Here is an 11,908-nt window from a genome sequence, read left to right on the forward strand (position 1 = left end):
GCTCCCGTCCGAATTTCTTCTTACTTCTGGAAATTGACCCGAATCAACCTTGGTCTGAATCAGTATTTCAAGAAATTTTTACTCTGAAACAAACTGAGTGGACTAAAAAAAGCAAACATCCTAAATATCGGATGGAATATAACACCTACTTACAAATGCTTCCTGAAATTAAGGAAGTAATGGAAAATCCAAATTCAAGGCAAATTGAAGCTGATTATTTTCAGCAAAATTTTCAACTCAATAACCCTCAAGTTGAAGCAGAGCCTGATGCTAATCAACTGAATCAAAATAAACCCGTTCAAAAAAACGTCAAGGAGACCAAGAAAATGTCTAAAATTACCCCTATTTTTGGTATTGACTTAGGAACCACCTATTCCTGTATCGCTTATGTTGATGAGTATGGTCGTCCTAATGTAGTTGCTAATATGGAAGGAGACCGAACCACTCCCTCAGTCGTGCAATTTAATGGTGAGGAAAGAATTGTTGGTAAGGAAGCGAAAAATAGCAGTATGCTTGAGCCAGATAATACTGTAGATATGGTTAAACGCTTCATGGGTAAAGAGGGGTTTTCTTTTGAACACGAAGGAGAATCTTATCGTCCCGAAGAAATTTCTTCTTATATTCTCCGTAAATTAGTAAAAGATGCTGAACAACAAACCAGTTATCAAATCAAAGATGTGGTGATTACTTGCCCTGCTTATTTTGGTATTCGTGAACGAGAAGCGACTCAATTGGCAGGGGAAACAGCTGGTTTAAATGTGCGTAGTATTATTAATGAACCTACAGCGGCAGCTATCTGTTATGGAGTCAATGAAGAAGCAGACCAGACGGTTTTAGTTTATGACTTAGGAGGGGGAACTTTTGACATTACTGTAATCAAGATTGAGGGTGGTAATATAACTGTTATTTGTACCGAAGGAGATCATGATTTAGGTGGAAAAAATTGGGATGAAACCATTGTGACTTATTTGGCTCAACAATGGCAAGAAGAAACAGTATCTAGTGAGGATCCTTTAGAGTCCCCTGAAACTTTACAAGAATTATATGTTCGGGCTGAAGACGCCAAAAAAACCCTAACTCAAAAAGGGGAAACTTCTATTCCTGTTATGCACAATATGCAGCGAAAAAAAATTGAACTGACTCGTGAAACGTTTGATGAATTAACGGAAAGTTTATTAGAAAGAACGATTGAGTTGACTAAAATCGCTATTGCTGAAGCGAAAAAGCGAGGAGTTGAAGACTTTGACCAAATCTTAATGGTAGGAGGTTCTACTAAAATGCCTCAAGTGGCTCGTCGTATTCAAGAAGAATTGGGCAAAGAACCTAAGTTTTGCGAACCTGATGAATCCGTTGCTAAAGGAGCTGCTATTTTTGGTCATAAATTAATGCTGGATCAAGAAATTCGTATTAATATATCTGACCAACTTGGACTCAAACCAGAAGACGTTAAACTTGAAGATGTACCAGAAGAAACTAAGCAGAAAGCTGAACAAGAAGTTGCCGAAAATAATGGTTTAACATTAGGCGCAGTTCAAAAAGCAACCGAAACCAAAATTATTGATGTAACAAGTTGTAGTTTTGGCATTAAAGCACGTGTAAAAAATGAAGAAAAATTGGTTAATTTGATTAAGAAAAATGATCCTGTTCCAGCAGATGTTACTCAACGCTTTGGTACAGGATCAGCGAATCAAACAAGTGTTGAACTGTTAATTGCCCAAAATTTTTCAACTGATCAATATTGTGAATTACACCTGAGTACAGAAATTGGGCAAGCAGAAATAAGCCTTCCTAGTGGTTTACCTCAAGGTACTCCTATTGATGTCACTTTTAAATTAAATAAACAAGGAATGCTTGAGATGTATGCTAAAGAACTATCAACAGGTCGAGATGCTACTGTCACTATTAAAACAGAAGGGGGTGTAACCCAAGAAGAAAAAGAAGCAATGAAAGCCCGCAACTCTAGTTTAGTCTATAGCTAATTTTTTACCTTTTGTTAGGGAATGGAGAATCATTTATTTTCCATTCTCCTCACTTTTTATAAAGTATTCACCCTGACAACTAAAATAATAAAATCATGAACAATTTTGTTGGTATTGACCTCGGAACTACCTTTTCAGTTGTCGCTTATATTAAAGATGGCAAACCGGAAGTCATTCCTAATAACCAAGGAAAAAGAATTACTCCCTCCGTTATTGATTTAGGTAGTAATCCGCCCCTTGTTGGCGATGATGCCAAAGAAAAACAAGCATTAGGAGATGAACAAGTTTATGCCTTTTTTAAGCGAGATATGGGCAATCCCCACGCCCTTTATTTAGAGAATAATCAAGAATATACCCCCATTGATCTATCTTCAATGGTTCTCTCCTATCTTAAACACTGTGCCGAAGATTTTTTAGGTCAATCTGTCACCGATGCTGTGATTACTGTTCCTGCTTATTTTAATAATATGCAGCGTGAAGCTACCATTGAAGCAGGGAAAAAAGCTGGCTTTAATATTCTTAGAATTATTAATGAACCTACCGCTGCTGCGATCGCTTATGGAGTTCGCCCTAATCAAAATAATTCAAAAATTTTGGTTTATGACCTTGGAGGTGGAACATTTGACGTTTCTCTAGTAGAAGTTACAGGAGATGAACTTCGAGTCATTGCTACAGACGGAGATCATATTTTAGGCGGAAAAGATTGGGATGATCGCATTTTACAATTTCTCGCTACCCAATTTGAAGAAGATTTTGGCGTGGAATTAATGGGAGAAGACTTTAATGAATTAATGATTTTAGCAGAAAAAACTAAAATTAGCTTGTCAACAAAACAAGCGGTTAAAGTATCGGTTAAAGGCGGAGGACATCAAGCTAGTTATGAAATTACCCGTCAACAATTTGAGCAATTAACAAAAGACTTAATCGAAAGAACACAAATGTTAGTAAATATTGTCCTTGATGAAGCTAATTTAACATGGAAAGATATTGAGGGAGCAGTCTTAGTGGGGGGTTCTACGAGAATGCCAATGGTGCGTGAATATGTAGAAGAAATGTCAGGTAAACTACCTCTAAGTGGAGTGAATCCCGATGAAGCCGTCGCATTAGGGGCAGCGATTCAAGCCGCAATAGATATAGAAGCAAAACAACAAAAAAATCCTCAATTATTTTTGTCAGGAAAAACTCAATCTACTGAAACTTTACTCTTAGGAGGAGTGAAAAAATCGAGTGATGTTATTAGTCATAGTTTAGGAATGATTGCTGTTAGTGAAAATGGAGATAAATATATTAACAGTATTATTATTTCCAAAAATCAACCGATTCCCTCCCAACAAACCCGTCCCTATCAATTTCGAGTCAAAAAAGGAGAAGAAAATAAACTAGAAGTCTTTATGACACAAGGGGAAACCTTAGAACCTATGAGTTGTGTTTATCTTGGAAATTACGTCTTTACTGACATTCCGATGGTCAAGTCGCGATTAGCAATTATTGACATCACTTATTCCTATAATTTGAGTGGTGTTGTTGAAGTTTCTGCGGTTGAAAGGAGTACCCAAAAACCCTTGACTTTAACCATTGAACCAGTCCCCTTAGATGTTCCAGATGATCGATTTACTAAATCTCCTCAAGAAACAGTTGTGCGAGAACATTTGAATATTTACATGGCGTTTGACCTTTCTGGTAGTATGAATGGTAGGCCTCTAAATGAAGCAATTGAAGCGGCAAAAAGTTTTGTTACTCAATGTGATTTAACTACAACATCTATTGGAATTATTGAATTTTCTGATAAAACTTTAACAACTGTTAATAGTTCTCAAAATATCAGAAAAATTAATCATGGTATTCAAAATTTATCCATAGGACGCACAGGTTATGGCAATTCTGCTCATCCTTTTGATGAAATATGTCGGATTTTACGAAAGGCTAAAGATTTAAAATATGGTATTATTTTGACCGACGGAGTTTGGGCAAATCAGCAACAAGCTATTAAAGCAGCTAAACTTTGTCATAAAATGGAGATAGAAATTATTGCCATTGGATTTGGTGGTGCTGATCAAGAATTTTTAAGACAAATTTCTTCACGAGATGATCTAAGTTTCTTTACGGATTTAAACCAATTGACTGAAACCTTTAGTACCATTGCTCAAGAATTAACAGAAAGTGGTGGACAAATTCGTTTAGAAACAACAACTAAACCGCAAGAAACCGAGCCGATCAATCCTGAACCAAATCAAAAATCAAATAATTGGCTGAAATTCTGGTAAATAAAATTAAATATTGTCAGCGATTTTAGCGAATTTTAGTAGATTCAAACCTTATTGTCAATTCAATTAAAGAGGAAACTATGGTTTTCAAACGAGATGCAGACTATTATGAAAAACAAGCTCAAAAATATGAAAAGCAAGCTAATGAATCCTTCAAAAAAGCTGAAGCTTATGATAAGAAAGCTCAACAACATGGTCAAATGACACCAGAATCCGTTAAATATACTTCTAAGTATCGAAAAGCCATGGAGGAAGGAACTGATAAAGAAAATAAAGCTAATCAAGCAAGAAGAAAAGCTGAAGAAATTCGTGGAAAAGAAAATGAGCGTTCTTCTGGACGTGGTAAATAATCTAATCGGGAGTTTTATTACTTATACGATCATTATTTTCTTGGTAAACCTTTGAATTTTCTTAACCACCATCATGAGCCTTATTAGTTTATTTCTTAATCTCACTGTTCAACTAATCACAATTACTCTAAAAATTACTTTCCAAATTTTAGCAGCAATTATTCAGTTACCTTTTATGTTATTTAATGGATTATTCTCAGGATATTCAGGATTTTCTGCCCCCAATCTACAAGGCTTCAAAAAAAGAGGTAAATCATTAGGATTTGGAGCGCAACCCGAAGATCAAGGCAATGCTCACTGGGCAACAGATAAGGAAATTAAAGATGCTCATTTATATAGTCCAGTGGGATTAATTTTGGGTAAATCTTTATCCAATAATCAAGAATTTATTCGCTGGAATCCTGAAGGACATTTAATTACAATTGCTGGAACTGGTTCGGGTAAAGGGATCAGTACCGTTGTGCCGAATCTTCTTACCTATCCTGGGCCGATTGTGGTTACAGATCCCAAAGGAGAAAACTATGAAATTACTGCCAGAGCGCGAAAAGATATAGGACATAAAGTTTATTGTCTTGACCCTTTTAATGTATGTCCTAATGCCTCTAAAGCCCAATTTAACCCCTTAGATTTAATCGATACCTCTAACCCTAATTTTGCCGATGAAGCCAAAATCTTAGCTGATTTATTAGTTTTACGAACGGGAGAAGAAAAAGACCCTCACTGGGATGACAAAGCCAGAGCTATTTTATCTGGAATTATTATGTTTGTTGCTTTCTTTTCTCCTAAAGGAAAACGTAATCTAGGAGAAGTCAGAAATATTGTTATGGCTTCTTCAGATAAGTGGGAAACGATTATAGAAACAATGGAATCAGCCACTGAAGCAGATGGATTAATTGCACGAACAGCAGTGATGATCGAAAGAATGGCGGATGAAGAACGCATGAGTGTTTTCTCTGCTATGGAAAAACATACTGAGTTTCTTGATTCTCGTCCTGTTGTCACTTCCTTAGCCAAAAGCAGTTTTAATATTTGGGATTTAAAAAATGGAAAAATTTCAATTTACTTTGTTCTACCTGCGGCTGAAATAGCCATGTATTCACGTTTATTAAGGGTTTGGATTGGCTCTTGTATTAGAGCAATGGTTAAAAAGCCCGGTAAACCCACTTATCCCACCTTATTTATGCTTGATGAAGCCGCCAATTTAGGTAAAATGGACTTAATTTCTCAAGGGGTTACTTACCTTAGAGGTTATGGCGTTACCTTATGGATTATTCTGCAAAACTTATCTCAACTTGAAGAACTTTATAACAAAGGTTGGGAAACTTTTCTGGGCAATACAGTTATTCAGCAATATTTTGGCATACAAGATATTAAAACCTCAGAATATGTCTCTAAAAAAGCTGGAAAAACCACGATTAGAGTATTAAGTACCAATGAAGGAAGAAACACAGGTGCTTCTAATAATCCTATTGGTTTTTCTATATCTAATTCCAGAGGGCGTTCTTCAGCATTAACTGTTTCTGAAACCCCACGTCCTTTAATTATGCCCGATGAAGTTACTCGTTTAAGTCCCGATGAAGCGATTATCTTTATGCGTGGAAAGCCCCCAATTCCTGTTCAGAAAGTTCCTTATTTTCTAGATCCCTTTTTTGCTGGAATGTATGACGATAATCCTTATCATCAATCTATGTAAGTTTTTTTTCCATTAACACAACCCAAAACCATTAGGAGAATATTATGTTTAACTCAAAAGGCTTTTTAAATAACCAATCGTCCCACAATCACAACTTATTTCCTGTTAATGTTTTTATTTCAAAAAATCTATCTGATAATGAAATTATTGATGCTTGTATTCAGCTATTCTCTCTATCTAAAAAAGATATTTGTGTTACCCAAGATATAACAATAGAGATGCCAGACTATATACAACTTCTTTGCGAAAAAGAATCAATACAAGGAGATTTTAAAATTTTACTCTCACTTTATCCTCAAAATGATTTAATCGAACAATCTATCGGAAAAATTGGGGATGAAATAGCAATCGCTAAAAAGTTTGCTGATTATTTTCATTGTCAATGTATGGTAGCTGATAACTCTCCTTTTGAAGACTATGAAGAAGACCTATATTTCTTGGTTAAAGATACTTCAAATAACGTTCAAAAAATTTATATTAATTTAGACCAAATCGATGACAATATCTATACTATTCAAAATTAATATAATACTAATTGGAGGATAACTATGAGTTCTGAAAAAGACAAAGAATTTTTAGTAGGACGCGGCAGAAAAGCCAAGTTAAGTAATTTAAAAGATGAACCTAAATCAAAACATTATGACACCGCGTCTTATCGGGATCTAAAAAATGCAGGCGAAACGAATACTGTTGGCAATAAAGAGATGATTAAGGACGACATTAGAAGAATTAAAAATGGGGAAGCAACAAGAAGCACAACCAAAGTTAAAGGACAGGAAACAAGCCGATTTACTTTAGATAATGGTCGCACTTATCGAGCAGGAGCAAAAGATACAAATGGAGAGGTAACACTGTTTCCAGAAAAAGGACCCAGACTAACTCAACTGAATAAAAAAGAATCTCGTGCGCTTGGAGTCCTTAATGATCATGGAATTGAGGGAAATAAAGCAAAAGATACCATGAGAAATCTAAAGGTTAGTCATGAGGAGTCTAATAAAGCGATAAAAGTATGGCAAAAGGCTAAAGGGAAAAATGTAAGTTCTCAAGAGATAGATACTTGGAAACGTCAATATGCAAGCGAATATAAGAAGAAAAATTCACCAACTTTGACCCAGAGTAAAAGTCTTTCTCAAAGAAAAAGATGATAGTTTTATCAGGAATTTAAAGTTATTTTATTTAAGAGCCAAACTATTCTTATCTTCAAATCAAAATTATGAAAATGTTAAACTACCTAAAACTCCAAACTATTTTTTCAGAGAGAGCCTTTTTAGCAATTATCGCCGAAACCTATGAAAGCTCTAAAACAGAAACAGGTGGAATTTTCTTGGGAATAAAAACAGTTAATATATGGTATATTCTCGAAACATTAGATCCAGGCATACATCCTATTTTTCAACCAGGTTATTTTGAATATGATACTGAGTATATTAATCATTTATCTAAGAAAATAGGAAGATATTATCAGGAACCTATAGAACTTCTTGGACTTTGGCATAGACATCCTAGTAGTTTTGATTGTTTTTCACAAACTGATGATATAACGAATAAAAAATATGCTTCTCAAAATTCTGATGAAGCTATTTCTGCCCTAGTTAATCTTGACCCTGATTTCCGATTAACGATGTACCATGTTTTAATTGAACCCGATTCTTTATCACGCCCTCAATATACTAAAATTCCTATAGAAGTAGGCGACCACCTCATCCCAGAAAAATTTTTAACCCTCAAATCCTTCCCAGATTCCTTAGAAAATATTAATCAACATTGAAAATAGAGCTATAATGAGAAAAATTATCTTCATAGATTATGCCAAGACTAAATACAAGTGATACAGTTAAAGAACAACTCTCTCTTTTGTTAAGAAGATTATTAACGTATGTAAACGGTGAATCAGTAGAGCAAGCTGATTGGTCAGATAAAATAATCTATAACTGGTTAAAATATGATAAACCTCACCCAAAACTAATTGTCAAAACAGAATTAAAGGTTTTGGTAGATTTTTGCAACGCTGGTACTAAAAAAACATCAGTTATTTCCCTTACTACAATTCAGATGAGAAATGACCTTAAGGTTTTACAAGAATGGGAAATACTAACAGATAATAGATACAAACAAGCTAAAGGCGCGGCAAATTTGCACTTTACCCTAAATCTTTGGCATTCATCAACAGAAGAAAATTTGAAAAAATTTGAAGAAGAATGGGATAAGCGTAAATCTCCCGGTCTTGAAAACTCATCAATTAAAACAGAAATAAATTATGATAATTTCGGATTAATTCCTGATATTTCTCAGATTTATGGTAGAGAAAAAGAACTAGAATTATTAAAACAAAAGTTTTTTCAAAATAGTCCCCCGTGTAAAATTATCGGAATTTTCGGAATAGCAGGAATCGGAAAAACATCTCTTGTCTGTAAACTGATTGAGCAAATTCAAGAGGAATTTTATCGTGTTATCTATTGGTCTTTTTTGAATCCCCCTTTACCCCTAGAATTTCTGGAAAATACAAGTAATATTATTTCACAGAATATTAGTTTTAAGGCAGAAGATAAATTTAAAATAAAACTGATAAAATTTATCAAGATACTAGCCAAATATCGTTGTTTATTATTTTTAGATAATATTGATGCGATTATTGAGCATGAAAACTATCGAGAATATAGCGAAATTTTACAAGCAATTGGTCAGTCAAAGCACAATAGCTGTTTAATTATAACCAGTCGAAAAATTCCTCAAAAACTTGAATCGTTAGTGGGAAATAAAACTTCAACTTATTTCCGAGATTTACAAGGACTTGACTATCAAACTGGACGGCAAATTTTGAGAGATATTGACACCTTTCATGGTTCAGAGGATGAATGGCAATTTTTAATTCAACAAGTCTGTCACGGCAATCCTTTATTCATCAAATCTATCGCTCATCATATTCAACGAGTTCATCATAATAATCTCTCGGATTTTCTTTTAAAAGGTAATCTTCTGATAGAAAAAATCGAGTCTATTTTAAATTCTTACTTTCAGCAACTATCTGATTTAGAAAAAGCGATTATTTTTGAGTTAGCGATTAATCGAAATCCAGTTTCTTTGTCGGAACTAGAACATAATATTATCATTGAACCTGACGGTAAAAGTATCCAAGAAGGGATCAGATCATTATCTAGCAAAATTCTGTTAGATAAAAAAGATGACTACTTTACCATACATCCTCTACTGATTGAATATTTCACTCAAAAAATTATTACCATAGCAACCGAAGAAATCAAAACTGAAAAATTCCAATTATTAAGAAGTAATTCCTTGACTAAAACTACTGTTCCTGATTATCTAAGAAAGATTCAAATTAATGTTATTTTACACCCAATAATCAAGAACTTAATCCATGATTTTCAAGAAAACAATCTGGAAAGCAAACTAATTGATTGTTTAAAGACATTAAAACATCAACCTTCTGGACAAATTGGGGGCATTGCTGGCAATATTATTAACTTACTTAATATACTGAAAAATGGTCATTTAATCGGCTACGATTTTTCCCATATCCCTATTCGACAAGTCGATTTTTCAAACATTAGACTCAACCAAGTAGATTTTTCCTATTCACAGTTTTTTGACTGTATTTTCCCTCAAACTTGTGGCAGTATTTTATCAATTTCTTGCAGTCAGTTTAATCACTCTTTTCCAAGAGAAGAGCTTTTAGCAACTGGTGACAGTCATGGGATGATTTACCTCTGGAAAGTCAAACAAGACGGAAAATTAGAATTAAGCAAAAGTTTTCCTGCTCACGGAAGTTGGGTGTGGTCAGTAGCCTTAAATTCCGAGGGACAGTTACTAGCAAGTGGGGGACAAGACGGAATTGTTAAAATTTGGTCTATTACAACAGATATATCTATAAATTGCCATTCTTTGCCCCACCCTTCTCAAAAACATTATGCTCCTATTAGATCAGTTACTTTTAGTGCTGATAGTAAGTTTTTAGCCACAGGAAGTGAGGACAAAACTATTAAAATATGGTCAGTTGAAACAGGAGAATGTCTCCACACCCTTGAAGGACATCAAGAACGAGTGGGTGGTGTTACTTTTAGTCCAAATGGTCAACTTTTAGCCAGTGGGAGCGCTGATAAAACTATCAAAATATGGTCAGTTGACACGGGAGAATGTCTCCATACTCTTACAGGACACCAAGATTGGGTTTGGCAAGTTGCCTTTAGTTCCGATGGTCAACTTCTAGCCAGTGGAAGTGGGGATAAAACCATTAAAATATGGTCTATTATAGAAGGAGAATATCAAAATATTGATACTTTAACGGGACACGAAAGCTGGATTTGGTCAATTGCTTTTAGTCCGGACGGTCAATATATAGCCAGTGGGAGTGAAGATTTTACACTGCGGTTATGGTCAGTAAAAACCAGAGAATGTCTTCAATGTTTTAGGGGATATGGCAATCGATTATCATCGATTACTTTCAGCACCGATAGTCAATATATTTTGAGTGGTTCTATAGATCGTTCGATCCGATTATGGTCTATCAAAAACCATAAATGTCTTCAACAGATTAATGGTCATACTGACTGGATCTGTTCAGTAGCTTTTAGTCCCGATGGAAAAACATTGATAAGTGGAAGCGGAGATCAAACGATTAGATTATGGTCAGGGGAAAGTGGCAAAGTAATTAAAATTTTACAAGAAAAAGATTATTGGGTTTTATTGCATCAAGTCGCGGTTAGTCCGAATGGTCAACTGATTGCTAGTACCAGTCACGATAACACCATCAAACTTTGGGATATTAGGACAGATGAAAAATACACTTTTTCCCCAGAACATCAAAAGCGCGTATGGTCGATCGCTTTTAGTCCTAATAGTCAAATGCTGGTAAGTGGTAGTGGAGATAATTCTGTTAAGCTTTGGTCGGTTCCGAGAGGATTTTGTCTCAAGACTTTTGAGGAACATCAGGCCTGGGTATTATCAGTAACTTTTAGTCCTGACGGAAGATTAATAGCAACTGGTAGTGAAGATCGAACTATAAAACTCTGGTCTATTGAAGATGATATGACTCAATCTTTGCGGACTTTTAAAGGTCATCAAGGAAGAATTTGGTCTGTTGTCTTTAGCTCTGACGGTCAGCGATTAGCCAGTTCAAGTGATGATCAAACGGTCAAAGTTTGGCAAGTCAAAGATGGTAGATTAATTAATAGTTTTGAAGGTCATAAGTCTTGGGTATGGTCAGTGGCCTTTAGTCCCGATGGGAAGTTACTAGCAAGTGGAGGGGATGACGCAACAATCCGAATTTGGGATGTTGAAACAGGTGAACTTCATCAACTCCTGTGTGAACATACTAAAAGTGTCAGGTCAGTCTGTTTTAGTCCCAACGGTAAGACATTGGCCAGCGCAGGTGAAGACGAGACGATTAAACTTTGGAACCTAAAAACAGGAGAGTGTCAGAACACTTTACGCTCTCCTAGACTTTATGAACAAACAAATATTAAGGGAGTAGAAGGGTTGAATTATGAAACGATCAACACAATGAAAATTTTAGGAGCTTTTCTGTCACGTTGAAGAGAGGATAGAAGTTAGTCAAGGGAGTCTCAATGAGAGGTAATCCCGATCTGAAAATCCCTAAAACCCCAC

The 11,908-nt window shown here is 35.2% G+C and carries 8 protein-coding genes and 1 pseudogene; 8 read left to right on the top strand and 1 reads right to left on the bottom strand.

Translation table 11 applies throughout. The features are described 5' to 3' along the window. The 7 genes and pseudogenes from MICAI_RS00095 to MICAI_RS27685 form a co-directional block, all read left to right on the top strand. The coding region (locus MICAI_RS00095; protein WP_085984669.1) for an Hsp70 family protein at positions 1 to 1,979 on the top strand (1,979 nt) is incomplete at its 5' end. 95 nt (positions 1,980 to 2,074) lie between these two features. Beyond that, on the top strand, positions 2,075 to 4,243 hold the full coding sequence (locus MICAI_RS00100; RefSeq protein ID WP_008195843.1) for an Hsp70 family protein: 2,169 nt from the start codon (positions 2,075 to 2,077) through the stop codon (positions 4,241 to 4,243). Positions 4,244 to 4,323: 80 nt separating this feature from the next. Beyond that, complete coding sequence (locus MICAI_RS00105) at positions 4,324 to 4,593, top strand: hypothetical protein (protein WP_039899113.1); 270 nt, start codon at positions 4,324 to 4,326, stop codon at positions 4,591 to 4,593. Positions 4,594 to 4,666: 73 nt separating this feature from the next. Further along, positions 4,667 to 6,286: a type IV secretory system conjugative DNA transfer family protein gene (locus MICAI_RS00110; protein WP_008195844.1), complete on the top strand. Its 1,620-nt coding sequence runs from the start codon at positions 4,667 to 4,669 to the stop codon at positions 6,284 to 6,286. A gap of 44 nt (positions 6,287 to 6,330) precedes the next feature. Next, on the top strand, positions 6,331 to 6,810 hold the full coding sequence (locus tag MICAI_RS00115) for a hypothetical protein (RefSeq protein ID WP_008195846.1): 480 nt from the start codon (positions 6,331 to 6,333) through the stop codon (positions 6,808 to 6,810). A gap of 24 nt (positions 6,811 to 6,834) precedes the next feature. After that, complete coding sequence (locus MICAI_RS00120) at positions 6,835 to 7,431, top strand: hypothetical protein (protein ID WP_008195848.1); 597 nt, start codon at positions 6,835 to 6,837, stop codon at positions 7,429 to 7,431. Between the two features lie 74 nt (positions 7,432 to 7,505). Then, positions 7,506 to 7,826: pseudogene (locus tag MICAI_RS27685) on the top strand (Mov34/MPN/PAD-1 family protein); the annotation flags it as partial. Positions 7,827 to 7,878: 52 nt separating this feature from the next. Here the strand turns inward: MICAI_RS27685 and MICAI_RS27690 are convergent. Next, entirely contained in the window at positions 7,879 to 7,944 is a 66-nt protein-coding gene (locus MICAI_RS27690) for a tetracycline resistance efflux system leader peptide (RefSeq protein ID WP_223212376.1), read from the bottom strand. A 148-nt stretch (positions 7,945 to 8,092) separates the two neighbouring features. On the opposite strand from MICAI_RS27690, the gene MICAI_RS00130 reads away from it, so the two are divergent. Then, positions 8,093 to 11,836, top strand: a complete 3,744-nt coding sequence (locus tag MICAI_RS00130) for a WD40 repeat domain-containing protein (RefSeq protein ID WP_008195853.1) — start codon at positions 8,093 to 8,095, stop codon at positions 11,834 to 11,836. Positions 11,837 to 11,908: the final 72 nt, after the last annotated feature.

This window comes from Microcystis sp. T1-4 (genome assembly GCF_000297435.1).
GTDB lineage: Bacteria > Cyanobacteriota > Cyanobacteriia > Cyanobacteriales > Microcystaceae > Microcystis.